This window comes from Bacteroides nordii, assembly GCF_019930665.1.
Taxonomy (GTDB): domain Bacteria; phylum Bacteroidota; class Bacteroidia; order Bacteroidales; family Bacteroidaceae; genus Bacteroides; species Bacteroides nordii.
In genome coordinates, this window is the sequence record NZ_CP082886.1 from 338,005 (window position 1) to 364,165 (window position 26,161).

The 26,161-nt window shown below is 40.7% G+C and carries 16 protein-coding genes and 2 tRNA genes; 8 read left to right on the top strand and 10 right to left on the bottom strand.

What is annotated here, in order from left to right; genetic code table 11:
• Positions 1-14: 14 nt before the first annotated feature.
• Together K8P02_RS01225 and K8P02_RS01230 are read left to right on the top strand one after the other, a co-directional pair.
• The gene (locus tag K8P02_RS01225) at positions 15-914 is read left to right on the top strand and encodes a DMT family transporter (RefSeq protein ID WP_002559418.1); all 900 of its coding nucleotides are present in this window, start codon (positions 15-17) and stop codon (positions 912-914) included.
• 80 nt (positions 915-994) lie between these two features.
• Positions 995-1,681, top strand: coding sequence for a DUF3256 family protein (locus tag K8P02_RS01230; RefSeq protein WP_007484216.1), 687 nt, complete (start codon positions 995-997; stop codon positions 1,679-1,681).
• Positions 1,682-1,749: 68 nt separating this feature from the next.
• Here the strand turns inward: K8P02_RS01230 and K8P02_RS01235 are convergent, their stop codons facing one another.
• The 6 genes from K8P02_RS01235 to K8P02_RS01265 all read right to left on the bottom strand — a co-directional run bounded on the left by K8P02_RS01235 (position 1,750) and on the right by K8P02_RS01265 (position 8,395).
• The gene (locus K8P02_RS01235) at positions 1,750-2,838 is read right to left on the bottom strand and encodes a phosphotransferase enzyme family protein (RefSeq protein ID WP_007484219.1); all 1,089 of its coding nucleotides are present in this window, start codon (positions 2,836-2,838) and stop codon (positions 1,750-1,752) included.
• A gap of 163 nt (positions 2,839-3,001) precedes the next feature.
• The gene (locus tag K8P02_RS01240) at positions 3,002-6,349 is read right to left on the bottom strand and encodes a glycoside hydrolase family 2 TIM barrel-domain containing protein (protein WP_223381898.1); all 3,348 of its coding nucleotides are present in this window, start codon (positions 6,347-6,349) and stop codon (positions 3,002-3,004) included.
• Positions 6,350-6,888: 539 nt separating this feature from the next.
• Positions 6,889-6,961: transfer RNA gene (locus K8P02_RS01250), tRNA-Gly, on the bottom strand.
• An 8-nt stretch (positions 6,962-6,969) separates the two neighbouring features.
• A tRNA-Tyr gene (locus K8P02_RS01255) sits at positions 6,970-7,052 on the bottom strand.
• Between the two features lie 72 nt (positions 7,053-7,124).
• On the bottom strand, positions 7,125-7,619 hold the full coding sequence (gene ribH, locus K8P02_RS01260; protein ID WP_007484223.1) for a 6,7-dimethyl-8-ribityllumazine synthase: 495 nt from the start codon (positions 7,617-7,619) through the stop codon (positions 7,125-7,127).
• A gap of 92 nt (positions 7,620-7,711) precedes the next feature.
• Positions 7,712-8,395, bottom strand: a complete 684-nt coding sequence (locus K8P02_RS01265) for a tetratricopeptide repeat protein (RefSeq protein WP_025866528.1) — start codon at positions 8,393-8,395, stop codon at positions 7,712-7,714.
• A 161-nt stretch (positions 8,396-8,556) separates the two neighbouring features.
• Here K8P02_RS01265 and recF point away from each other — a divergent pair, with 161 nt between their 5' ends.
• Together recF and K8P02_RS01275 are read left to right on the top strand one after the other, a co-directional pair.
• Complete coding sequence (recF, locus tag K8P02_RS01270) at positions 8,557-9,669, top strand: DNA replication/repair protein RecF (RefSeq protein WP_025866527.1); 1,113 nt, start codon at positions 8,557-8,559, stop codon at positions 9,667-9,669.
• Positions 9,666-9,956, top strand: a complete 291-nt coding sequence (locus K8P02_RS01275) for a DUF721 domain-containing protein (RefSeq protein ID WP_002559425.1) — start codon at positions 9,666-9,668, stop codon at positions 9,954-9,956. Before recF ends, K8P02_RS01275 begins: the two co-directional genes overlap by 4 nt.
• Positions 9,957-10,521: 565 nt before the next feature.
• On the opposite strand, the gene K8P02_RS01280 is transcribed toward K8P02_RS01275, so the two are convergent.
• Positions 10,522-13,851, bottom strand: coding sequence for a beta-N-acetylglucosaminidase domain-containing protein (locus K8P02_RS01280; RefSeq protein ID WP_025866526.1), 3,330 nt, complete (start codon positions 13,849-13,851; stop codon positions 10,522-10,524).
• Between the two features lie 217 nt (positions 13,852-14,068).
• Here K8P02_RS01280 and K8P02_RS01285 point away from each other — a divergent pair, with 217 nt between their 5' ends.
• The 3 genes from K8P02_RS01285 to K8P02_RS01295 all read left to right on the top strand — a co-directional run bounded on the left by K8P02_RS01285 (position 14,069) and on the right by K8P02_RS01295 (position 19,667).
• Positions 14,069-16,252 (top strand): DNA topoisomerase 3, encoded by a 2,184-nt coding sequence (locus K8P02_RS01285; RefSeq protein ID WP_025866525.1) that lies wholly within the window; start codon positions 14,069-14,071, stop codon positions 16,250-16,252.
• Positions 16,253-16,363: 111 nt separating this feature from the next.
• Entirely contained in the window at positions 16,364-18,337 is a 1,974-nt protein-coding gene (gene porE / locus K8P02_RS01290; protein ID WP_007484231.1) for a PorE family type IX secretion system protein, read from the top strand.
• Positions 18,338-18,632: 295 nt separating this feature from the next.
• Complete coding sequence (locus K8P02_RS01295; protein ID WP_195348499.1) at positions 18,633-19,667, top strand: linear amide C-N hydrolase; 1,035 nt, start codon at positions 18,633-18,635, stop codon at positions 19,665-19,667.
• 88 nt (positions 19,668-19,755) lie between these two features.
• On the opposite strand, the gene K8P02_RS01300 is transcribed toward K8P02_RS01295, so the two are convergent.
• From K8P02_RS01300 to K8P02_RS01310, 3 genes are all read right to left on the bottom strand, one after another.
• On the bottom strand, positions 19,756-21,117 hold the full coding sequence (locus K8P02_RS01300; RefSeq protein ID WP_007484232.1) for a dipeptidase: 1,362 nt from the start codon (positions 21,115-21,117) through the stop codon (positions 19,756-19,758).
• Positions 21,118-21,263: 146 nt separating this feature from the next.
• Positions 21,264-22,340 (bottom strand): chorismate synthase, encoded by a 1,077-nt coding sequence (gene aroC / locus K8P02_RS01305; RefSeq protein WP_002559432.1) that lies wholly within the window; start codon positions 22,338-22,340, stop codon positions 21,264-21,266.
• 75 nt (positions 22,341-22,415) lie between these two features.
• Positions 22,416-23,273, bottom strand: a complete 858-nt coding sequence (locus tag K8P02_RS01310; protein WP_025866523.1) for a helix-turn-helix domain-containing protein — start codon at positions 23,271-23,273, stop codon at positions 22,416-22,418.
• Positions 23,274-23,534: 261 nt separating this feature from the next.
• On the opposite strand from K8P02_RS01310, the gene K8P02_RS01315 reads away from it, so the two are divergent.
• Positions 23,535-26,150 carry a hypothetical protein gene (locus tag K8P02_RS01315; protein ID WP_025866522.1) on the top strand — a complete coding sequence of 872 codons (2,616 nt, stop codon included), beginning with the start codon at positions 23,535-23,537 and terminating at the stop codon, positions 26,148-26,150.
• Positions 26,151-26,161 lie beyond the last annotated feature (11 nt).

Below are 26,161 nucleotides of genomic sequence, written 5' to 3' on the forward strand. Positions count from 1 at the left end.
TTGTAAATAAACTCATGTGGTTATTACTTGCCTTCCTCTCAGCTGCTTTATTAGGATTTTATGATGTGTTCAAAAAGCAGTCTCTCAAAGACAATGCTGTGCTTCCGGTGTTATTTTTGAATACGATTTTCTCGAGTCTGATCTTTTTGCCTTTTATACTCTTGTCTGTATATACTCCTGATGTATTGGGCGGGACAATGTTCGAAGTTCCTGTTGCCGGCTGGGATGTACACAAGTATATTGTAATAAAGTCGTTTATTGTTCTTTCTTCGTGGATATTCGGTTATTTCGGAATGAAACATTTACCGTTGACCATTGTAGGGCCTATTAATGCCACCCGTCCGGTGATGGTATTGGTAGGAGCGATGCTGATATTCGGAGAACGTCTGAATCTCTATCAATGGATTGGAGTACTGATGGCTATTATCTCTTTTTTTATGCTGAGTCGGTCGGGGAAAAAAGAAGGTATCGACTTTAAACACGATAAGTGGATCTTTTTTATTGTATTGGCTGCTGTGATGGGGGCTGTTAGTGGTCTGTATGACAAATACCTGATGAAACATCTCAATCCAATGTTAGTACAGTCGTGGTACAATGTGTATCAGGTGTTTATCATGTGTCCTATCCTGGCATTACTTTGGTGGCCGAAGCGTAAAACGACCACTCCTTTCCGTTGGGACTGGACGATCATCTTGATTTCAGTCTTTCTATGTGCTGCCGATTTTGTATATTTCTATGCATTGAGTTACGAAGATTCCATGATTTCTATTGTTTCTATGGTGCGCCGTGGTAGTGTGGTTGTGTCTTTCCTTTTCGGAGCGTTGTTCTTCCGTGAAAAGAATTTAAAAAGTAAAGCAATTGACCTTATTCTGGTGCTGATTGGAATGTTCTTCCTATATTTGGGAACAAAATAGGTGCTTCCCGGTGCTTCCCGCACGGGGAGGTACGGCAGGCGATGGGTCAGATTAAGATTAATATAAATAGATGATGAAGGATGGAAAAGATAGATAAATGGGACTTAGTCAAAAAAAGAGTAAGCTTGGGTGTGTTTTTTTTAGGCTTGGGTTTGTTTTTGTTTGCTCCGCTTCGGGCGCAGCAGGAGGCTAAGGCAGTATTTGTCAGTATGCCTGATTCTCTTTCTCCACTGCTTACGGCAGTGAATCGTGCTGATTTTATTGATTTTCTGGAGAGTAAAATGAAAGCAAAGGTGGAAAATCGTTTTGGGGGAGAATCAGAAATGACGGATCTGAACAAAGATTATATTCGTATTCAGATGACTCCGCAAAGTACTTGGCAAATGAAACTGTTGGCTGTTAATGATTCTACACAGGTTATTTGTACGGTGTCTACTGCTTGTGCTCCGGCATGTGATAGTAGTATTCAGTTCTATACCACTGACTGGAAAGAACTTCCTTTATCTGATTTTATTACGGCACTGCCTGTAATGAATAATTTTCTGAATACTCCTGATTCGGCTTCATCTTATGAATATAGTGAGGCTCGTTTGCAGGCTGATATGTTGCTTATGAAAGCCGATTTGTCGGCAACGGATCATACGCTTACTTTCACACTGGCCACTCCTGAATACATGGAAAAAGAAACAGCGGAAAAACTGAAACCGTTTATCCGCCGTCCTATTGTTTATATTTGGAAAGAAGGAGGTTTTTCAATTGACAGTTGATAATTGACAATTGACAGTGAACAATAAGTTGCACTGCATAGTAACTTTCAACTTTCCATTTTCAACTTTCAACTCTTTAAGCATTCGTGAATAAATGCTACCATTTCCGGAGTGTGTTCCTCTACGCTTTGCAATAGCTTGAATTGGGCTTTGGTGCGTACCAGATTATGTTCGGGATATTTGATTTTGTAGTAAGTATCTCCGTTGATGTAATCGGCAAGGAAACGTACACATTGCATATAGGGGAACAAAGCGGCTGCGTAAGGTAAATTTTCTATCTCTACCGGAGTCAGGAATGAATGTGCTCCTTCCAGATACCCTTTGGTAAATGCTTTGAAAATTTCCATGTTGAAGTTCACACGATTCAGGTCTTTATCATCTTCGTCACCGGTATTGGCTCCTGTGCGTAGAAAATCTCCATAGTCGGAGAAGATAAAACTCGGCATTACTGTATCCAGGTCGATGACACAGAGTACTTTTCCATCTTCGTCAAACATCATGTTGTTCACTTTGGTATCGCAGTGGCATACACGTTTAGGAAGGGTTCCTTCGCGGTACATACGCTCTGCCTTACACATTTCATCGGCACGCTTTTCTATTTCGTCGATATAATATTGAACCTCAGTCAATCTGCCGGCTGCATTGGCAGCTACGGCATCACGAAGCTGTTTCAACCGGAACTCCATATTGTGGAAATCGGGAATTGTTTCTCCCAATGTTTCCGGAATATCGGCCAATTTTGCCTGGAAATCACCGAAAGCCACTCCGGCGTAATAAGAATATTCCGGATTAACTGTTTCATAGGTTTTTGCTCGGGGGATGAAAACCATGATACGCCAGTAGTTTTCACCATCATACCAATATGTTTTACCTCCGTCAGCTTTTACAAAAGTCAGGACTTTACGATCGATATCTGTTTCTCCCTGTTCTTGCAGTTTTCGGCGGATATGACTGGTTACAGCTGCTATATTGTTTTGCAGCATCTCCACATTCTGGAAGATGGCATGGTTGATACGTTGGAGTACATAGTCCGGTGCGTCAGCTTCAGCAGTACTCACTTTGTATGTGTCGTTAATAAGTCCGGCACCCAGCGGTTTTATTTCGCTGATAGTACCTTTTGTTTCGAAGTGCGAAACGATGTCGAATAGATTTTTCATGATTTTTATTTTTAAAGTTGATGAATTAATTTCTTAATAGAATGAATTTATTTACGATTAGACGATTTACGATGTACGATTGGGATTACTCTGTCTCTAACATTGCTGAAACAGGCTTTTAAAAGAGTTACTTCAATCGTACATCCAATCGTACATCCTTTCATTATTTATCAGGAATCAGTGTAAATCCCCAGTTGTATTCCTGATTAGCAGGAATTGTATAACCGGGTTCCGGACGGGCTCCCCAACTATTGTATCCTGCTACTCCTTGTTGTTTCATATCTACGCATACTTCTACGAAATCACGTGGAGTAATGTCATTCACATGATGCATTCTTCTTAATACATTCCGGGCTGCTTCTTCATCGTGATTGGCAATTTCTTCCGGAGAGAAATTATTCCATTGACGTGGATGAGGAAGGGCTTCTTCTGAATCAAAGTCTTCAATAGAATTGCGTAAAGCGTTGAATCCGATAATGCTATCGGCTACAATCGTTAGTCTTTTACCTCCTTTTTTGCTGAGAGACAACCAACGGGTATCTGTATGATGACCGTTCTCTTGCGGGCGAACATAATTATAGTACATCTTGTCGGCTGTAGTTTTGTAGAGTCCAATGAGAGTACCTGCGTTCCGGTCTATATAGTTTTCTTCCGGTCCACGTCCGAAATACTCAACTACATTCATTTCGGCCGGAAGACGGAAACGAACACCGATACGGGGAACATTCAACTTGGCTGCTGCCTTACGTGCAGCATCGTTACCGGGAGTGAAAGTAGCTGTACGGGTGGCTTCGGATACTTCTGACTCTGCAACTTGCATATCGGCAGAAGTGAAACGTGCATCAACTTTGACAACCCCCGAAGGATAGATTTTATAGGTTACTATATAAAGATTACCGGCGGCCAATAGATAGTTGGCTGTTAGTACAGCAACTTTGTTATCCATAACTATGCTTGCATCCGCTACCTTGAAGTTCTTACTTGATTGTTTCCATATCTGGAGGCGTTTAGGAGCACCATTGCCATAATCATTATCATTTGGAGCCCGCCAGAAGTTAGGCTGAATTCCAAACCCGTCTTTAAAGTATTCTGTGCCATTTACCTTATATGAAGTGACAAGCCCGGTTGCTTTATCAAAAACGAAGTTAACTTTTGAAGATTTTATTATTAGATTTTCACCTTCAGTTTCTGTTTTCAGTGCCGGACCATTTGTGACAAATGCTTCCCGGGGCAGAGGCTCGATAGGGAGGCGGAATTGTTCGTAGGCGATGTCATGCCCTGCGGGAATAAGAGGTTCCGGTTGGGTAGTGGTTACTACGAAGTTTACGAAATATTCCGTTCCCGGTTTGGCTTTCAGACCGCTAACCGGAATGCTCAGTTCTTTGGAGGCTTGCGGCTCAATGTCTAATGATACTTTACTGCCTTTTACAATCTTTCCGTTCGCAGATATAGTATAGGATATCATGTACTTTTTCAGGTTAGTGAAGTAGAAACGATTCTTTACCAGAATTTTACCACTGTTTAAATCGATTGGTTCAAAACCTACATTTTGATGAACATATTTTACCTCTGCCATAGTAGGATGGGGAGCACGGTCAGGGTTAACAAGCCCGTTACACAAGAAGTTACCGTCACTCGGGGCATTCACACCATAATCGCCACCATATGTCCAGTATTCCCGTCCGTTCTTATCAGTCTCTAAAATACCCTGATCTACCCAATCCCAGATGTATCCCCCTTGTAAGTTGGGATATTTATATATTTCTTTCCATTGATCCCATAAATTTCCGTTAGAGTTACCCATAGCGTGGGAATATTCGGAGGGAACTACCGGACGGTCACTTCCTTGTTTGCCTATCTTAGCCAGCCATTCTGCTCCCGGATATTGCGGAACATACATGTCAGAATTCCATTCCCACTGTGCACGTTCATAATTAACCGGGCGATTCATCAGCTCCTTATCTGCATTTTTCACCCATAGATACGTCTGATAGAAGTTGTAACCGTTTCCCGCCTCGTTACCCAATGACCAGAAAGTAAGTGAAGGATAGTTTTTGTTACGTTCGAACATGTTGATAGTCCGGTCCATATGGGGTTTTAGCCATTCGGGGTTGTTGCCTAATGATCCTCCTTTGCGCAGGTCATAATACATACCGTGGCTTTCGATATTTGCTTCGTCATATACATAAATTCCATATTCATCACAGAGTTCATAAAAACGGCGGCTTTGAGGATAGTGGCAAAGGCGGACTGTATTCAAATTGTTCTGCTTCATCAGTTCGAAGTCACGACGCATCAATTCTTCCGTTACATAATGTCCTGTTTGGGGGTTGTGCTCATGAATATTAACTCCTTTCAGTTTCAGAGGTTGCCCGTTGATATATAGCAAAGTATAAGGCTTGCCATTTCCGGCAAGTTGTTCGCTCTGCTTTATTTCTATCCGGCGGAAGCCTACATTAAAGGGAATAATTTCATTTACTTTTCCGTTCTCTTTTATGGTCATTAATAATTTGTACAGATTAGGTTGTTCTGATGTCCAGGTACGTATATCCGGCAGTGTCCGGGTAAAGTTTACAGTGCGGAATTCGCCTTCAGGCACATAGGCTGTTTTTTCTTCCGTTGCGATCACTTTTCCGTTAGCATCCAGTAGTTCGTATATTACCGATAGGTTGCTACCTTCCGGACGATGGTTACGCAGATCAGTGCTTAATGCAAAGATACCGTTTTTATATGTATCGTCCAGAGTTGATTTTATACGGAAATCTTTGAGTGCCGCTTTGGGTTGCGAATACAGGAATACATCACGTTCGATACCACTGATACGCCAGAAGTCCTGACATTCCAAATAAGAACCGGTACTCCAGCGGAATATTTTCAGAGTAAGTACATTTTTACCCGGATGTACGTAGTTGTTGATTAGAAATTCTGCCGGATTTTTGGAATCTTCACTATATCCTACTTCCTTTCCGTTGATGTAAACATAGACTCCGGATTTTGCTCCGGCGATGTGCAGATAGATATCCCGTCCGTCCCAATCGGCAGGAATCTCGATATCCCGGCGATAAACACCCACCGGGTTGGCCTCCGGTAACAATGGAGGTTGAGGGTTACGTGCTTTGAATTCATATCCGTGATTGGTGTAGATAGCTACACCATGCCCCTGTACTTCCCAGTTACCAGGCACTTGTATGTCATCCCACGATGTGGTACTTGTTTCCGGTGAGGTGATGTTGGCTGGTAAATCTTTATAGGAATCTACAAAAAAGAACTTCCATGTACCATTGAGCAATTGGTAATAGCGGCTATTTTCAAATTTTCCGGTAAGTGCATCCGTACGATTGTCATAGGTCATAAATGATGAACGGGGATATTCCTTGTTCACGGATACTACTTGTACATCTTGCCAGTACGGCTTGTCAGGGTTAATTTCCGTTGCTTGCAAGTCGGAAGATAGCATGCTACAGATACCAAAAAGAATGCCAGCAAGGGGGGAGTGCAGTCTCTTTTTCATGTTTTCCATGTATTTAAAATAAATAATAAATATGCTGATACAAATATAGGAAGTTACAAATCTATACACGGTCTTTTCTCTGCTCTTTTAAGACAAAATAACGGGATAAGAGAAAAATCACGGTAATTGCCAATCTACCAATGTGGGAAATGTACTAATGTGATTGATTGGCTACGCGCTATGTCAATATACCTTTTATGTTCTGTAATTTTTATCTCGGGAGAGACTGTGTTGTATTTGGGACTATAGGAAGAAGGGTAATACTTATTTTGCAAATGTGAGTTTCCCTAATGTCTGTCGGTTAGCTCGTGTGAAGTTGGGAATATCTACTGGTGAACTGCCATTTAGTATGAGCTTTTCACTTGATTCAATAATACATGACTATTCTTGCAGTATCATACTATATCCATATCTAATGGTAAACTGTTATGGAGGCAGTCTAGATTGGTCTTTTTTATAAGATTCTGGAGTGTGTGCCATACTTGTAAGAAGTTAAATAAAAAAAGAGAACCTGATACCTCAGATTCTCTTCTCTTGAGAGCGGAAGACGGGGCTCAAACCCGCGACCCTCAGCTTGGAAGGCTAATGCTCTATCAACTGAGCTACTTCCGCAATTTTTGTGGGCAAAGATGGATTCGAACCACCGAAGTCGAAAGACAGCAGATTTACAGTCTGCCCCATTTGGCCACTCTGGTATTTGCCCTTTTTTTGCTTTTGAGTACCTTTTGCTTTCACTTAAGCTGGTTTGTTTCTCAATTGCGGTGCAAAGATACAACTATTTATTTAAACTCCAAACAAAATCGATCATTTTTATTGCAGTAATTGCACATTCGTCTCCTTTATTACCCAGCTTACCACCGGCTCTATCTTCTGCCTGCTCCATTGTATTGGTGGTAATAAGTCCGTAAATAACTGGTATATCGCCTGTTGCATTTAATTGGGCAACTCCTTGGGTTACTCCCATACAAACATAATCAAAATGTGGAGTATCTCCTTTTATTACGCAACCAATTATTATAATTGCATCCACGTCGCAATTTTCCATCATTTGGTTAGCTCCGAAAGTAAGTTCAAAACTTCCGGGTACTGTTTTTACCAGAATATTTTCTGTTTTTGCACCATGTTTCTTTAATGTATTTACTGCACCATTCAACAATGCACCTGTAATTTTATCGTTCCATTCAGAAACAACAATACCAAATTTCATCTCTTCTGCATTAGGAACAGAATTGAAATCATAGTCTGATAAATTGTGATAAGCTGTAGCCATAATCATTATGAGTTAAAAATAAAGAGTGAAAAGCTACTGCGCTACAAGGCTACAGAGTACTTTTCACTCTTCACTATTGGTTGATACTTTATTTACTTTTTCAGAAGTTTAGCTTGCTCGATGTATTTATCGATATCCATTGCCTGATAAGACTGGAAATATTTATCCTTAATGGTTGTATATGCTTTGATTGCTTCTTCTATTTTTCCTTGTTTTACCAGGATTTCTCCAGCTTGCAACAGGTAAATAGGACTCAATGTATTGCTATCTGCTTTGTCGGCAGCTTTCAATAAAGAAGAAGCTGCTTTGTCAAGCTGATCCAATTGTGCGTAGCAATTACCTGCGGCAGCAAGAACGGCAGGACCCACCATTTGATCTGTTCCGTCAAAATCATTCAGATATTTAATCGCCTCATCATATTTGCCCAGATGTGCATAGCAGATGCCTGCATAGGCTTTAGCCAAGTTGGCAGCTTTAGTTCCGCTGAAATCACTGGCTACTTTCAGAAAACCGGTGTAGCCGATACTGTCACCATTTAATGCTTGCTCGAAATTATCCTGTTCAAACAGTTCTTGACCTTTGAAAAGAGCAGCTTGTGCTTTTTCTTCACGAGGTTCGGCATAAAGGTGTTTGTACATGATGAAACCTGCTACGATAATAATCACGGCAACAACTCCGCCGATGATTGCTTTTTTGTTTTTGATAAGAAATGCTTCCGACTGTGTCAGTGCATCTTCCACATTCATTTGTTCATTGTGGTGCTTTTGTTCTGCCATTTTTATATGATTCTTTTTTGTTATTATTCTGACTTTGATATTTCGACTCGCAAAAGTAGTTTTTTTATATCTACAAACGAAATTTAGAGGCATCTTTTTTTGTTTTACACCCTAAAACCACGAAAATCTTTCTACTTTTGTAACCAACTTAATGCGTAAACATGATACTGAAACGTATATCCATACTGAATTATAAGAATCTGGAGCAGGTAGAACTGAATTTCTCTGCTAAGCTGAATTGCTTTTTTGGACTAAACGGAATGGGGAAAACAAACCTGCTGGATGCTGTTTATTTTCTTTCTTTCTGTAAGAGTGCCGGTAATCCGATTGATTCGCAAAACATACGGCATGAACAGGACTTTTTCGTAATACAGGGATTTTATGAGGCACCGGACGGTACACCTGAGGAAATTTACTGTGGTATGAAGCGTCGTGCTAAAAAGCAGTTTAAACGTAATAAAAAGGAATATAGCCGTTTGTCCGATCATATTGGTTTTTTGCCTTTGGTGATGGTTTCGCCTGCTGATTCGGAACTTATTGCGGGAGGGAGTGATGAACGTCGCCGCTTTATGGATGTGGTTATCTCTCAATATGATAAGGAATATCTGGAAGCATTGATCCGTTATAATAAAGCATTGGCACAACGTAACACACTATTGAAAAGTGAGCTTCCGGTAGAAGAGGAATTGTTTCTGGTGTGGGAAGAAATGATGGCACAGGCTGGTGAGGTAGTGTATCGTAAGCGGGAAGAGTTTATCCGGGAGTTTATTCCGATTTTCCAGTCTTTTTATTCTTATATTTCGCAGGATAAGGAGAGGGTAGGATTGTCATACGATTCTCATGCGCGTGATGCCTCTTTGCTGGAAGTATTGAAAGAGAGCCGGGTACGTGATCGGATTATGGGATATTCTTTGCGTGGCATTCATAAAGATGAACTTAATATGTTATTGGGAGATTTTCCTATAAAAAGAGAAGGTTCTCAGGGACAGAATAAAACGTATCTTGTGGCATTGAAGCTGGCACAGTTTGATTTTTTGAAACGTACCGGTAGCACTGTTCCTCTGCTGCTGCTGGATGATATCTTTGATAAGTTGGATGCATCGCGCGTAGAGCAGATTGTAAAATTGGTGGCAGGCGACAGTTTTGGACAAATATTTATAACGGATACGAACCGGGAACATCTGGACCGCATATTATATAAAGTAGGCAGTGATTATAAAATGTTCCGGGTAGAGCAAGGTGAAATCAGTGAAATGAAAGACAGGGAAATATGAAAAGAAATAATGCCGAGCCAATCGGAAAACTGATTCAGCAGTTTCTCCGCCAGGAAAGTCTGGAGTCTCCTCTGAATGAACAACGGTTATTGGATGCCTGGCCACAGATATTGGGGCCGGCAATCGCTTCTTATACAAAAGAGTTATACATTCGTAATCAAATACTTTATGTACATCTTACCTCTGCTGCACTCCGTCAGGAATTGATGATGGGACGTGAATTATTAGTCCGTAATTTGAATCAAAAGGTGGGAGCTACGGTGATTACAAATATTATATTCAGATGAAAATACCTGACTGAAAACGATAAATTAACAGTGTGTATCTTTTCTAAGCACTACTTCAAATTTAGTTCATACTATGTGACAGCGTTTTATTGAAACGCAAATGATCGCAGATTTTCGCAGATTAAATGGCTGTACTATATTTGAGCGATGATATGCTTTGCGTGAATTTGCGCTTATCTGCGTTTCTATAAACCATTGCCTGGCGTACCTCCCCGTGCGGGAAGCACATCACCGCTCGGTGTTGTACCTTGGCTTTCTCAGGAAGGAACGTTCCTTTCCCTGGTGAGCAGCCTTGTTTTACATGTACATGTCGTGCTGTCCCACATGTGCATGTCGTACTGTCCCACATGTGCATGTCGTACTGCTTTACATGTACATCTAAAACAATGTTACACACCGAGGCCTCCTACGATACTCTATAAGACAGGACTTTATTGATACGGTGTAAGAGCCTGATGGTAACAGCAGAGGTTATTAAGCTCAATGCTGATTGGGTTAAAATAGAATTTCAACTACTGATTCGCATAAAGACTATCTTTGATAAAAGTTGATCAATAAAAGTGCTTTATCGTGCTACTTTGGCTGTTACCGTCTCATTATTATTAAGATATACGTTTACTATCAAAACCTGTTTTTCATGTATCGGAATTTCTATGGAGTTCTGATTTACGTTTATATCTTTTATTTTTTGTCCTGATAGATCTGTAATGATTATCCTCTCTATTAATATCCGGGATTCTATCCGTACATAATTTCCTTCAATAAAAATTGAAGCATTTGAAGAACTTGTTTCAGAAAGGATACCGGTAGGAGGGGATACTTCTTCCACATACGGCTCTCCGATAGGCATTATTTCATAAAGAACCGGTATATTGTCTTTATTCCAACTAATCTTTAGTTGCGAGATATTCTTCAAATCGGAGACTGGAACGGAAGTACAGGGAGCATCCAGCTCTCCTTTGGCAATCCATTTCCCATTGGCATATATCATTATGGTAGGCTTAGCGCTTGCGGACGTGAACATGCTGTTATGAAAGATTTGAATTTCATTTATTGCAATGTTCTCAATAAAACGATAGATAATATGCCCTTCTCCTTTACCTTTATAACCCGACGAAAGGCTACGGTCGTCCAATAAAGCCACCGGGTTTCCTTCATTGTCTTCCGCGACAGGAGTGATACGGGCACCTGTCACTTCAAATTCTGCTAATTGGAACCAGTCTCCTCCTCCCACAGATTGCAAATACAAGCGAACGTATCTGGCAAACCGGCCATTGGCATTGCAGGTATATAGCTTATCTGAAATATCCGAAGAAGTGAATGTACTTATAGTTGTCCAGCTTTGTGTATCATCAGAGAACTGAATCTGTGCTTCTCCTGTAGGTGTATCTCCTTCGGCAAAATGCAGGGTGATCTGATAACGGGCTGCGGACGAACCAAAGTCCAGTTGGATATATTCACCTGCCTTTTGTGCTTTGTCACTCCAGAATTTTGTGGCGTAATTTCCGTCTATTACATTCTTTATATTGTATGTTTGGTAAGTTCCCATATTCGTTGTTACGTTTATAGGAATTGAACTTTCTGACGCTGGCATTCTGAATGAGATTTCATTTATTGGAATAGCATGTGTGGATTTACTTTTGTTTTTGATACGGAAATAGGCCATTTCCTGAGCAATGCTATGGTCCGGTATAAAAGTACTCCACTCTTTTCCATTCATAGAATACTCTGTAGATAGCGTACTCGTAAGATTTGTAGGTAGAAACTCGACTGCCACTTCTTTGATTGCATTAAAATAGATGCCTACGTATTCTTCCGGTTTTAATGTAACAGTGTTCAGACCGGATAATCTTGTCATGTCATTCGTTTCAATGGATACCCCCGATAAATTGTAGATATTGGTGATAATTTCCATCTCGCGTGATCTGTCCGGAAGTTGCGGAGCATAATCCTTTATTTTGTCAGCCAGGAAATCTACAAACGGGTCCAGATATTTGGGAGTTGGCTGAACCTCTTTAAACACCTCGTATGTGCTGGTACCTTTACCTTCAAACACACTCAACAGAAAGGCAGAATCATTGTGTATCTTTTGTGCTTTTGCCTGAACTTCAGCAAAGTCTGTCCATGCAGAAAGCCCTGCATTGTTTTTCATAAAACTGATTGACTTAACAACAATATCTGTCATTGATTCCACCTTGGCAAGCCAGCTTTTTATATCTTCATAAAACAGGTTGTACTCCTGGTTTTCACTCTCTTTTAATGATTCTAATAATTTGCAGGCAGCATTCGCTTTTTTCATCTCGTTTATTAGTTCCGTCGCGTCAGGTACATTGCCTTTGGAATAAGATGATTGAAAGGCAGTATAAAGAGGTGCGAACTTTTCACCTTCCGGTGTTCGCGTATCATGAGTGGTATATGCGCTTACTATATTAATAAAGGTTTTAAGTGCATCTTGCAGTTCCGGTTCTTTCACTATAGAAGCAAGTGAAGCTTCCCAATTATCGGATTCGTTGAACTTTGAAGGATTCCATGAGTAATCTGCTGCACCGAATAAGGCTATTTTAGAGGCTTGTCCCTGATTCATGGGGTTTAATATCAGTCCTTGCAGAGAAGAGACCGGGCTTTTATCCTCTATACTCCAGCGTGCAGTGAGTCCGTGCATATAAAGAAATTCGTCATAATCATCGTTTACCGGATTGTTCCACCACATGACAGGGTTGCGTCCTATCAGATCTGCCATCCGATCGCAAGCACTGCCCCGGATATTAGAAAAGCAGTCATAACCGGTGAAGGCTACCACCACATCTTTATGTATGTTTTTGAAGGCCGAAAGTGTTCCGGTACCGTAATTCAATGCATATTGGGTAGGAACAAATAATAAAGGCCCCACTTTGTCATCTTCAGTGACTCCGGTTTTGTTGAACTTCTCATATAGTTTTGTCTGAGTCTTGTCTGCCAATTCCGATTGATTGTACGGATGGCCGTTCATGTCATCGATAGATACGCCAAAGTGCCGTATTCCTAACTTATACAAAGCATCAAATTTGTGTATAATGTCTTCGATTCCAGGATCTAAATTACTGAAATTTATACCTCCACCTTCCAGAGCCGGATGAATAGACCATACGAAATCTACATTACAGGCTTTGGCTTTAGCAGCCAGGCTGCGTAAATCGTCTTGTGTGATCAATCCCATATAGCGTTGCTGATCTGTTAGAGTCGACGGATAATCTTCCCGCCATTTTCCTGCATGATAAGGATCTGCTTTAGGACCATAGACAAACATATTCATTTTATATCGTTTACAGTAATCCAACAGGCTAAGTCTACTTTCCACACTATAGGGATGTCCGTAGAAGCCTTCAACGATACCCCGGTATTGGGTATGGGCATAATCCTCAAAAGTGGCGGTTGATAAGTGGTTATTATCAGCTTGTTCCAGTATTTGTTCCAATGTGGCCAGTCCATAATAGGCCGATCCGCTGTTATCACCTAAAATGAGTATATCGCCCTTGTTATGGTTTTTATTTATCTGTAACAGATAGGGGTCGAATTTATTGGATGTAACGGTGAAAACATCTTTAGAGAGTGAATGGTCGGATGTATAATTGTCTGCGATTCCTTTAGAGCCATTGATTCCTATAAGAATATTTGTTTTGTCATCAGTAAATACATCACTGATGGTAAAATTGATCCCGGCATTGGTCAGAACCTCCTGAATGCGATTACTGATCATTTCATTTATTCCGGGTTCCTTAATAAGATTTACTTCCCGGGTCATTTCTATACTATTGCCATTCATGGTTGTTTTTTGAGGAATGGGATAGATACTATACGTTTGTGACCTGAGTGTAACACAGCATAATAATAGAGTAAATAAAAGGATGTTCTTCATGGTACGGGTTATTTTTAAGAAAAGGTAATCTTTAATAATAGACGGTTGGAGAATAAGTCAAACTATCCCTCGCCTTTTAGTAAAGCAGATAAGATAAGAATGTCCCTAGTGAAAAATATAATATCTTCGGTGTACACTCTCATCAGACAAAAGTGTACACTCTTTTGGGCTATACCTTAAATTTATCTACCTTTGCATCACTAAAAATGATAAAAGGATGATAGTTTGCATTGCCGAAAAGCCCTCAGTGGCACGTGATATAGCTGATATTTTAGGTGCTAAAGAACGGAAAGACGGATACATAGAAGGAAACGGATATCAGGTGACATGGACCTTTGGCCATCTTTGTACACTGAAAGAACCACATGAATATACGCCTAACTGGAAATCATGGAGTCTGGGTAGTCTTCCGATGATCCCCCCCCGTTTTGGAATAAAACTGATAAGTAATCCTACCTATGAAAAGCAGTTTCGTACAGTTGAATGGCTGATGCAAAGCGCAGATGAAATCATAAATTGTGGTGATGCCGGGCAAGAAGGAGAACTTATTCAGCGTTGGGTGATGCAAAAAGCCGGAGCCCGTTGTCCGGTGAAGCGTCTTTGGATTTCCTCGTTGACGGAGGAGGCCATAAAGGAGGGATTTGCTAAATTAAAGGATCAGGCAGAGTTTCAATCGCTCTATGAAGCCGGAATGTCCCGTGCTATAGGCGATTGGCTTCTGGGCATGAATGCTACCCGCCTGTACACGATCAAGTATGGTCAGAACAAGCAAGTATTATCTATAGGACGCGTACAGACACCTACATTGGCACTGATTGTGAATCGTCAATTGGAGATCGAGAACTTCCAGCCTAAACAGTATTGGGAACTGAAAACAACCTATCGGGATACTGTTTTTTCGGCTCTTATCCGGAAAAGTGATGAAGAACTGGTTGCAGAAGAAGAAAAATCAGGAGGGAAAGTAAAGCGGACAGAGAATCCGGGCATTGATCCCATTGCCAGTCGTGAAGAGGGGGAAGCCTTGGTAGAACGTATTAAGAATCTGCCTTTCACAGTGACCTCCGTAGTCAAAAAAGATGGGAAAGAGTATGCTCCCCGTCTTTTCGACCTGACCTCGTTGCAGGTAGAATGTAACAAGAAATTCGCTTATTCGGCTGACGAAACATTGAAACTGATTCAATCACTTTATGAGAAGAAAGTGACCACCTATCCGCGTGTAGACACTACTTTTTTGAGTGATGATATTTATCCGAAGTGTCCTAATATTCTAAAAGGGCTTCGTGACTATGAGTTACTGACCGCTCCTTTGGCTGGTGTTACTTTACCCAAATCTAAGAAGGTGTTTGATAGCTCGAAAGTGACCGATCACCATGCTATTATCCCGACCGGAGTACCTCCACAGAACCTGACGGATATGGAACGCCGGGTGTTCGATCTGATTGCTCGTCGGTTTATTGCCGTGTTTTATCCCGATTGTAAAATATCTACTACCACCGTAATGGGTGAAGTAGACGGAATTGAATTTAAGGTAACCGGTAAACAGATTCTGGAACCTGGATGGCGGGTTGTTTTTGCCAAAGATGTGAAAGACCCTACCGAAGAGAAAGAAGGAGAAGAGGAGAATGTACTTCCAGCTTTTGTAAAAGGTGAGAATGGTCCTCATATTCCTGATTTGAATGAGAAATGGACTCAACCCCCTCGTCCTTACACCGAGGCTACTCTGCTTCGTGCCATGGAGACGGCTGGTAAATTAGTCGATAACGACGAACTTCGGGATGCATTGAAAGAAAATGGTATCGGGCGTCCGTCTACCCGTGCTGCCATCATTGAGACATTGTTCAAACGTAACTATATCCGTAAAGAGAAGAAGAATCTGATAGCTACGCCTACAGGTGTGGAATTGATACAGATTATTCATGAGGAACTTCTCAAATCGGCTGAACTAACCGGAATCTGGGAGAAGAAACTTCGTGAGATAGAAAAAAAAACTTATGATGCCCGTCAGTTTCTGGAGGAACTGAAACAGATGGTTTCGGAGATTGTGACGAGTGTGCTGTCTGACAATACCAATCGGCGTATTACCATTCAGGAAGCAGTTCAGATAGAGGAGGCGGGCAAAAAGAAAGAGCCAAAGAAAAGAGAACGTAAGCCTGCTGCTAAAGAAAAGAAACCGAAAGTGGCTTCAAATACCGGGGTATCATCCGTACAGCAACCACCCGTAGTGTCTATAGATGTTCCTTCAACTCCGGCAGTCACTCCCGGTAATGTTGCAAACAATGATTCTTTGATCGGTCAGCCTTGTCCTCTTTGTGGCAAAGGAACAATAATAAAAGGTAAGACAGCTTACGGATGTTCTGAATGGAAGAATGGATGTGGATATAGGGTAGTGATTAAGGAATAGTGATGAGTGATTAGTGATAAGTGATTAGCGGCGGTGCTATATACCGCATGGTACTAATCACTCATCACTAATACAATATTTCTCCCTTTATTCTGTTTATATATAATGTCTATGTACCGTAAACTCATCTATATACTTGCCCTTTTCTTGCTTGCTTCCTGTGGAGCAGGGCGTAGCTTGAAGAAAGCCGAGCAGAGTTATGCCCGTGGCGAATATTTTGATGCAGCTAAATATTATCGGAAAGCTTATGCCGGTACTCCTCCCAAACAACGAAAACTCCGAGGCGAGATTGCTTATAAAATGGCAGGCTGTTATCGCCTGATAAACTATAATGTCCGGGCAAAAGGGGCTTATATGAATGCAATCCGTTATCATTATCCGGATTCAGTTACTTTCTTTTATCTGGCTGAGAGTCAGCGTAAAAATGGAGAATATAAACCTGCTGTCTCTTCTTATGAAACTTATCTTCAATATCAGCCCAATGACACATTGGCGTTGAATGGACTTTTTTCTTGCCAACAGGCACAAGAGTGGAAAGAGCATCCTACGAGGCATATCGTAAAGAGGGAACCCATCTTTTTCTCCCGGCGTAGTGACTATTCTCCCATGTATGCGGGTGAAGATGCCGATATTGTCTATTTTACTTCTACCCGAAACGAAGCAAAGGGAAATGATTTGAACGGAATCACCGGCATGAAAAGCGCAGATATATTCTATTCTAAACGGGATGAAAAAAAGAACTGGCAAAAGCCGGAACCGTTGGAATCAGAAGTAAACAGTGAATTTGAAGACGGTGCCTGCTCCTTTTCTGCAGATGGTAAAACCATGTATCTTACTCGTTGCCGCACATCGCCAGAGGCACCGGTATATGCTGAGATATATGCCTCTTCACGAACCGGAGCCAATTGGGGAACACCCACTAAGTGTGCTATTCTGAATGATTCGCTCTCTTCTGTGGCTCATCCTGCTATGTCTCCGCAGGGAGATTTTCTTTATTTTGTTTCTGATATGCCGGGAGGATACGGCGGACTCGATTTGTGGCGGATCAATGTAGTTAAGGACGGTTTCGGGTATGTAGACAATTTGGGACCTGATATTAATACAGCGGGTGACGAAATGTTTCCTACGTTTGGTCCTAAAGGAGAGTTGTACTTTTCTTCTAATGGTCATCCTGGTATGGGAGGACTTGATATTTTCCGTGCCGATCTGGATTCTGTATCCGGTAGGTGGAAAGTAGAAAATATGCGTTTCCCGGTTAATTCCATGGGAGATGATTTTGGTATGACCTTTGAACCGGGACGTCAGCGGGGCTTTTTCTCTTCCAATCGTGGAGATGCCCGTGGTTGGGATCATATCTATAGTTTTGAGCTCCCTGAAGTTAATCATACTCTCACCGGCTGGGTGTATGACAAGGAGGGAGATGCATTGCCCGAAGCAGTAGTTACACTGGTGGGTGACGATGGTACGTATCTGAAAATAGATGTGAAGAAAAACGGTTCGTTTGTCCAACGTCTTAATCCGGGACAACGCTATGTAATGTTAGCTTCTTGCCGTGGATACTTGAATGGCAAACAGGAACTTATCACAGATACTGCTCAGGTAGACCGCAACTATGAAGTTGAATTTCCATTGGCTTCTATTACCCGTCCGGTACTTATCGAAAATATCTTTTATGAATTTGACCGTGCCGACCTTACTCCTGCATCGGCAACTGCACTTGATGAACTGATTCGTCTGCTGAATGATAATCCGAATGTGACTATTGAATTGGCAGCTCACTGTGATTATAAAGGAAATGATGCTTATAACGAACGCCTTTCTCAGCGTCGGGCGGAGTCTGTTGTCCGTTATTTAATTAAGGGAGGAATTTCTACAGACCGACTTACTGCGAAAGGATATGGAGAGAGCAAGCCGAAAGTAGTGAATAAATCAGTATTGAAATCGGCTCCTTTCCTTAAAGAAGGTAATGTGCTGACAGAGGAATTCATAAAGACTCTTACTCCGGAGCAGCAGGAAATTTGTAATGCTATCAATCGCCGTACCGAATTCCAGGTATTGCGTACTACCTACGGATTGTATAAATAAACCTGTCTTTTGATAAACCAGTTCTTCTTATTGATTGTTCTTATTGAAGAAGTAGATATAAGATTGAGTTCACCACAGAGGACACAGAGTTTTATTTATCTGATGAAACGCAGATTAAAAGGCTGTAGTTCTTTATCATACATTTGTTTCCCTTTGCGAAAATCTGCGTTCATCCGCGTTTCAATAAAGACTTAAAACTCTGTGAAACTCTGTGTTACTCTGTGGTGAAACATATCCGACTTATGTTAGAAATAAACTTTTTAATAAGATAATAATGATGAAAGTAACAAAGAAAATGGTTGCCTTGACGGCACTTGTTGCTGCGTTCTCAATAGGAATGCAGAAGTCCGAAGCTTGTACCCGTGCTGTATACATTGGTCCGGAAAATATGGTTGTGACCGGACGAACAATGGATTGGAAGGAGGATATAATGTCCAATCTTTATCTGTTTCCTCGTGGCATTAAGCGGGTGAGCTATGATAGGGGAGAGGCCTTGAATTGGACTTCCAAATATGGAAGTATTGTCGCCTCCGCCTATGATATGGGCGCCTGTGATGGAATGAATGAGAAGGGGCTTGTAGCCAGCTTGTTATTTTTGCCGGAATCTAACTACATTCGCCCGAATGATACCCGTCCGGCAATGGGAATTGCCATCTGGACACAATATGTACTTGATAACTTTGCTACTGTACGTGAAGCTGTGGAAGAGTTAAAGAAAGAAAACTTCCGTATTGACGCACCTAATCTGCCCAATGGTTCAGCTTCTACTTTGCATATGGCTATTACGGATGAAACCGGAAATAGTGCTGTGTTGGAATATATTGATGGGAATCTTATCATTCACGAAGGTAAAGAATATCAGGTGATGACGAATTCTCCACGTTATGATCTTCAGTTAGCCGTCAATGATTACTGGAAAGAAGTGGGAGGGTTACAGATGTTACCCGGTACAAACCGTTCGAGTGATCGTTTTGTACGTGCCTCATTCTACGTACATGCTATTCCTCAAACAGCTGATCCTAAAATTGCCGTTCCCAGTGTATTAAGCATAATGAGAAATGTATCTGTTCCTTTTGGTATTTCTACTCCGGATAAACCTCATATTTCTTCCACCCGCTGGCGTTCTGTATCCGATCAGAAAGATAAAGTATATTACTTTGAATCAACCTTGACTCCCAATCTTTTCTGGGTAGACTTGAAGAAAGTAGATTTTAGTCCGAAAGCAAGTGTGAAGAAATTGTCATTGACCAATGGAGAGATTTATGCAGGAGATGCTTATAAAGATTTCCAGAATGGTAAGTCATTTACGTTCCTGTTCAGATTGCCGTGAGAAATAGTGATTAGCGAATAGTGATAAGTGATTAATGGCTGCGCTATATTCCGCATGGTACTAATCACTTATCACTATTCGCTAATCACTATTTCCCATATTCCTTATAAAACTCCACCACTGCTTCAATACCTTTTCTAAAGATATCCAGTGAGAAGTTTTCATTGGGAGAATGAATAGCGTCCGATTCCAGTCCGAATCCCATCAGTACTGTTTTGATGCCAAGCACTTGTTCAAATGTAGAGATAATGGGGATGCTTCCTCCGCGGCGTACTGCGAGTGGCTTTTTTCCAAATGCGATTTCAAATCCTTTTTCGGCAGCCTTATAAGCAGGGAGAGAGATGGGACATACGTATCCCTGTCCGCCATGCATGGGAGTTACTTTCACCTGAACAGTATCCGGAGCGGTAGCACGGATGTAATTGGCAAATAGTTCTGATATTTTATGATGATCCTGGTGTGGAACCAGTCGGCAGGATACTTTGGCAAATGCTTTTGAAGGAAGAACGGTTTTCGAACCTTCTCCTGTATAACCTCCCCATATACCACAAACATCGAATGAAGGACGACAACTGTTGCGTTCCAACGTGCTGTATCCTTTTTCGCCGGATAATTCTTTTACGCCGATAGCTGCTTTATATTTTTCTTCATCAAATGGAATATGTGCAATCATTTCCCGTTCGGCTTGAGGTACCTCTTCCACATCATCATAGAAACCTGGAATTGTGATACGTCCGTCGGCATCTATCACTTTACTGATCATGCCACAAAGCACATTGACAGGGTTGGCTACCGCACCCCCAAAGTGTCCGGAATGGAGGTCACGATTGGGGCCTGTTACCTCTATTTCCCAGTAAGCAAGACCTCTTAATCCGGTAGTAAGTGAAGGCAGATCAGCTCCTAACATACTGGTATCGGATACCAATATGACATCTGCTTTCAATAGCTCCTTATGCTCTTCACAGAATGCTTCAAGGCTTGGTGAACCAATCTCTTCTTCTCCTTCAAAAATGAATTTTACATTCGTTTTCAATAACTCATTTTTGACCAGATACTCGAAGGCTTTCACCTGAATGAATGCTTGTCCTTTGTCATCGTCTGCACCTCGTGCCCAAATGTGACCGTCACGTATTTCCGGTTCAAAGGGAGCACTCTTCCAAAGCTCCAGTGGCTCAGCAGGCATTACGTCGTAGTGCGCATACACAAGTACTGTTTTGGCATTCGGATCTACAATTTTCTGTCCGAACACCATTGGATTTCCTTTTGAAGGCATAACGATAGCTTCGTCTGCTCCGGCTTCCAGCAATAGTTGACTCCAGCGTTGTGCACAGGCCAACATATCATCATGATGTTCCGGCAAAGCGCTGATACTTGGGATACGGATGAGGCTGAACAAATCTTCCATCATTTTCGATTCATTAGCCGCAATATAGTCTTTAATATAACTCATAATGAATAAGAAGTTAGAATTTAGTAGTTAGTAGATAGAATAAGAAGTTGGAATTTAGTAGTTAGTAGATAGAATCTATGCAGCATGTATGTGTTGATATGCCCGAAAGGATTCCAGCTACTGACTACTAACTGCTGACTGCTAAACTATAACTGTGTCATTCTATCCAGTAAATAATAGTCGAGTATTGTCATAGCAGCCATTGCTTCTACGATAGGTACTGCACGGGGCAATACACAAGGATCATGGCGTCCGCGTGCCTTTAAAGTAGTATCGATACCGTCTATATTCACGGTTTCCTGCTGCATCAATACTGTAGCTACCGGTTTGAACGCAACGCGGAAGAAGATATCCTGTCCGTTACTGATACCACCCTGGATACCTCCCGAATGGTTCGTACGTGTCTCAATACGTCCGTTGTTATTGTAAAACACATCATTTTGTTCCGAACCTTTTTGCTTTAGGCCTTTAAATCCATCACCGTATTCAAAAGCTTTGGCAGCATTGATACTCAGCATGGCGTTTCCAAGTGCAGCATGTAGCTTTCCGAATACCGGTTGTCCCAATCCGATGGGACAGCCCTTGATTACACAAGTCAATACTCCGCCAATGGTATCCCCTTCTCCCTTTATCTTGTAAATAAGGTCTTGCATCTCTTTTGCTTTTTCCGGGTCAGGACAACGTACGGGATTACTTTCAATCAGATCCAGATCATAATCAGTATAATTTCCTTCCAGCTTGATGGGGCCCACTTGTGATGTATAAGCTGTGATATGAATGCCCAATTGCTTTAATGCTAATTTAGCTAATGCACCTGCAACAACACGTGAAATAGTTTCTCGTGCAGAAGATCGTCCGCCACCACGATGATCGCGAATGCCATATTTTACTTTATAAGTATAATCGGCATGCGATGGACGATATACATACTCCAAATTATTGTAATCGTTGGAATGCTGATTCTGATTCCATACAATAAATCCGATAGGGCAACCGGTAGATTTCCCTTCGAAGATCCCTGAAAGAAACTCTACTTTATCTTCTTCTTTGCGTGAGGTGGTAATAGCCGATTGTCCCGGACGACGACGACTGAGCTCTTTTTGGACGAACTCTTCGTCAATCCTGATACCTGCCGGAAAGCCGTCAATAACGCCTCCGATGCCTTTCCCGTGAGATTCTCCAAAGCTGGTGAGTCTGAATATGTTTCCGAATGAATTGAACATGATGTTGTGTAATTTAAGAGATTGTATATTGCAAATATAACAATTTATCTAACACTATAGTTGATAACTTTACTTTTATTTATCGCTGTTTCGATATTGTTGAGGGCTCATACCGGTAAGGCGCTTAAAATATTTTCCAAAGAAAGACACATTAGGAAAATTCAGGGAGTCTGAAATTTCATGTATGGGTATATTGGTTGATTTTAGTTGTGCTTTGGCATCTACTATTACAACCTCTGATATAATATCCATGACAGTCTTTCCGGTAACATGTTTTACAGTGTTACTCAGATGAGTAGGTGTTATATTCATCTGTTTTGCATAATATAAGATATTTCTTTCTGTGGTATAGTGTTGAATTACCAGATGACTGAATGTTTTACATATCTCTTCGCTTCTACTTAATGCTGTTTCACTCCGTATGGGACGTTCGTGATACATATCGCTCAGTCTGTATAGAATTGAAAGAAGCATACACTTCAATATTTCGGGGTTGTAAGGAGAATGTTCTTTATAATATATTTTCATCATGAGTGTGAAAAATTCCTCATAAATGCAGGCGAATTCCTTTGGTAACGATAGTATCGGATGGTTTTTGGTTATATAGATAAGGTCAATAATTGATTTTGTTTTGCTTATTCCTTCAATAAATTTGGAAGAGAATACCATGAAGTAGAGTTTTAATTTACCTTCGATCTTGTTTATCTGGATGATGCTTCCCGGAGAAAGTGTGATAAAATCATTTTCCCGGATAGTATAATCTGTTAAGTTGATGGTAGCTTCCAGACTTCCTCCCATACAAAGCACAAAAATTTCAGCTTTAAGCCGGCAAGGATATTGGGTATAAAGGCTTAGTATACTATTGTCTATGTCCGCATTACTTCCAATCACGAAATCTTCGGTTATATCAATTTTGGGCAATATCTTTTCCATAATTGTTTAAATGTTTAATGTGTGTTCAAATATAGAAATAATTAATGAATAGACATGGGCGTTTAAGTTATAGAACATGAAAAAAGAATATATTTATTGTATTTGTGTAATATATAGAGAGATAAATAAAAGAATTAAGTAATAGAACATAAATTAGAAGGAATAGACCTTGTGAGGAGATTCAAAAATACCGTATTTTGCAATGTCTTTTTTGAAATAAAGATGGAATTGGAATAGTTAATTTAAAAAACAAAAAAAAGTATGAAGAAACAGTTACTTATGGTGCTTTGTGCAGCAGTAAGTTGTTCATGGGCTTCGGCACAAGGAAATGTATCGTCACAGATCAAAGGAGATTTTGATATTCAAAATACTTGGGAGAAAACAGATGGTATCTATCCAGAAGGGTGGTATGCATCTAATGTAGATCGTGTGCTAAAATTTCCTATTGTTTTTGGAGATGCAGATCGTACTACTACAGGTGGTAAAAGTATAAAGATGGTGAACGATTTTTGCGGTGCAATGGGGTTGGGAGCAAATGCTCCTGCTTTTGTTAGCTTAGGAGAGTTTTGGAGTTATGCATGGTGTAAATTAGTCCTATTTGGTAGTGGTAGTAAGATTTTGGCTAGCGATGGAGGAACTCATGGAGGTGTAGAATTCACTTCTCAGCCAGACTCTATTGTGGGTTATATTAAAAGACAACACGGTGTGGATACAGGAAAGAAGGAGGGTGAACAAAATTTGAATGAAAAAGCTCAAATTTTAGCTTATTTCTGGACAGGAACTACTAAATCGCAAGTAAAAAGTGGATTGAGCTTAAAAGAGAAAGAGGATGTAGAACCTCAGGAAATGGTTGACCGTGATAAGGATGTTTTAGGTATGATCACAGAAGGTGTTACTAAAAGTGAAGATTTTTCATTAGTCGCTACTGTTGATAAATTTATTGAAGGAGATTATGAAGATTGGACTTATGTTAGTCTTCCTGTGAATTATTTAACAGATGGAGTGCCGGAAAAAGCAAATGTAATTATTTCCAGTGCAGAATATTTTAATGACAAAACTATTGGTAAAGGTAATACTTTATGGGCTGATGATTTTAAATTTATTTATAACTCAAAACTAAAATCAATTACTATTAATGGTACACCTTTAGAGGGGTTTAATAAAGATACCTATATGTATGTACTTCAAGGCGAGTTTCCTGCTAAGGATGATATCGTAGCGATTTCTGATGGTAAAGGTGCTAAAGTCGACATTCAGGAAGGTGATAATATTATGAAGATTGTAGTTACCGGCAACGATGGTGCTTCTAATCAGCATGTCTATTCATTGGTTAGAAAAGGTACTACTTTTGGTGCTACTGCTATTGCATTGAATGATGTTAAACTTGAAGATTTTGATCCTGCTGTCACTTCTTATGACGGTCTTGAAATGACTAATGGAGTTTATCCGGTGGTATCGGTTAATTCTGATCCTAATTTGACATCAGTAGACATGCAACTGAGCACTTCAGAACACACTGTTACAATTGTGGTGACAGATAAAGTGAATGGGGCAGATCATACATATACACTGAAATTCACTCCTTCGGATAAAATAATGAATGGTTCTCAGATCAAAGGGGATTTTGAAAAGCAGGTACAGTGGGGACCCGATGCTCTGAATGAGGAAAGATGGGGCACAGTAGCAGATGGCTGGTATTCATCCAATGTAACTCAGATGGGAAGTATGAATTTTGTCATGGTTGAAAAAGAATCTCATGTTGTAGGTGATGATAAATTGGCTGTGAAGATGATTAATGGACGTCCGGGAGCAATGGGGATTGAATCTAATGCACCGGGATATATTGCATTAGGTAGGCCTTGGGTGTATGCAGATATGATAGGTTTAATGTCATCAATTTATCCAGGTGGAATACCGGATACAGATGATAGTGACGGTGGAACTATCGGAGGGGTTAACTTCTCTTATCAGCCAGACTCTATTATAGGTTATTACAAGCGTACTTATGCAGATGCAGGGAGTAAACTTGCAGGTACGAATCTTAATGAAGAAGCAAAAATTATTGCTTATTTATGGAAAGGTACATCTACTTCCATGGCTCCGGCTACAGGAGATCTATTTACATCAACAGGCTCGTCCTGGCAGTTGCTAATTGATCGCGATATCGACATTCTCGGAACAAAGAATGGCGGAGAGGCTGCAGGAGGCATTACTTTAATTGCATCTGCCGAAGAAACCGTTAAGGAATTGGCTGACTGGACACGTATATCCGTTCCATTGAACTATGTAAGTGATGAGAAACCGGAGAAGGCTAATGTGATCATATCTAGTGCGGATTATTTCAATCGTACCAGAATTGGTAATGGCAATACGCTGAGTGCTGACAATGTAGCTTTCGTTTATAACTCTAAACTCAAATCAATAACTATTAGTGGTACTGCATTAACTGGTTTCGACAAAGATACTTATGAATATGCAGTAGATGGTGTTATGCCTGTTGTGGCAGATGTTGTTGCAGAAGCAGATGGTAAAGGTGCTACAGTAGAAGTTACTGCTGCTGGCAAAGTGCTAACTATAACAGTGAAAGGTAATGATATTGCTGATAACGCTGCAAACTATCATACTTATACTTTAACATTCAAAGGCGGTGTAGGTGTTGAACAAAATACATATAACTCATTGAGCATAAAAGGTATAGAAAGTGGTGTGGTTGTTGAAGGAGCACAGTTGGAAGAGCTTATTGAAGTATATTCCGTACAAGGAATGTTGGTTGCACAATCTACTGTTAATGGTACGATGACTATCCATGGATTATCTTCAAATACAATTTATCTTGTAAAAATAGGTTCTTATGTAACACGCGTAATGACAAAGTAAACCTGAAATAA

Excerpts from the sequence above, each read along its gene's own strand:
- porE (WP_007484231.1), top strand. The coding sequence starts at position 16,364 with ATGTACCGTAAACTCATCTATATACTTGCCCTTTTCTTGCTTGCTTCC.
- aroC (WP_002559432.1), bottom strand. The coding sequence starts at position 22,340 with ATGTTCAATTCATTCGGAAACATATTCAGACTCACCAGCTTTGGAGAA.
- K8P02_RS01315 (WP_025866522.1), top strand. The coding sequence starts at position 23,535 with ATGAAGAAACAGTTACTTATGGTGCTTTGTGCAGCAGTAAGTTGTTCA.
- K8P02_RS01235 (WP_007484219.1), bottom strand. The coding sequence starts at position 2,838 with ATGAAAAATCTATTCGACATCGTTTCGCACTTCGAAACAAAAGGTACT.
- K8P02_RS01310 (WP_025866523.1), bottom strand. The coding sequence starts at position 23,273 with ATGGAAAAGATATTGCCCAAAATTGATATAACCGAAGATTTCGTGATT.
- ribH (WP_007484223.1), bottom strand. The coding sequence starts at position 7,619 with ATGGCTACAGCTTATCACAATTTATCAGACTATGATTTCAATTCTGTT.
- K8P02_RS01295 (WP_195348499.1), top strand. The coding sequence starts at position 18,633 with ATGGTTGCCTTGACGGCACTTGTTGCTGCGTTCTCAATAGGAATGCAG.
- K8P02_RS01300 (WP_007484232.1), bottom strand. The coding sequence starts at position 21,117 with ATGAGTTATATTAAAGACTATATTGCGGCTAATGAATCGAAAATGATG.
- K8P02_RS01265 (WP_025866528.1), bottom strand. The coding sequence starts at position 8,395 with ATGGCAGAACAAAAGCACCACAATGAACAAATGAATGTGGAAGATGCA.
- recF (WP_025866527.1), top strand. The coding sequence starts at position 8,557 with ATGATACTGAAACGTATATCCATACTGAATTATAAGAATCTGGAGCAG.
- K8P02_RS01285 (WP_025866525.1), top strand. The coding sequence starts at position 14,069 with ATGATAGTTTGCATTGCCGAAAAGCCCTCAGTGGCACGTGATATAGCT.
- K8P02_RS01280 (WP_025866526.1), bottom strand. The coding sequence starts at position 13,851 with ATGAAGAACATCCTTTTATTTACTCTATTATTATGCTGTGTTACACTC.
- K8P02_RS01275 (WP_002559425.1), top strand. The coding sequence starts at position 9,666 with ATGAAAAGAAATAATGCCGAGCCAATCGGAAAACTGATTCAGCAGTTT.
- K8P02_RS01230 (WP_007484216.1), top strand. The coding sequence starts at position 995 with ATGGAAAAGATAGATAAATGGGACTTAGTCAAAAAAAGAGTAAGCTTG.
- K8P02_RS01240 (WP_223381898.1), bottom strand. The coding sequence starts at position 6,349 with ATGAAAAAGAGACTGCACTCCCCCCTTGCTGGCATTCTTTTTGGTATC.
- K8P02_RS01225 (WP_002559418.1), top strand. The coding sequence starts at position 15 with ATGTGGTTATTACTTGCCTTCCTCTCAGCTGCTTTATTAGGATTTTAT.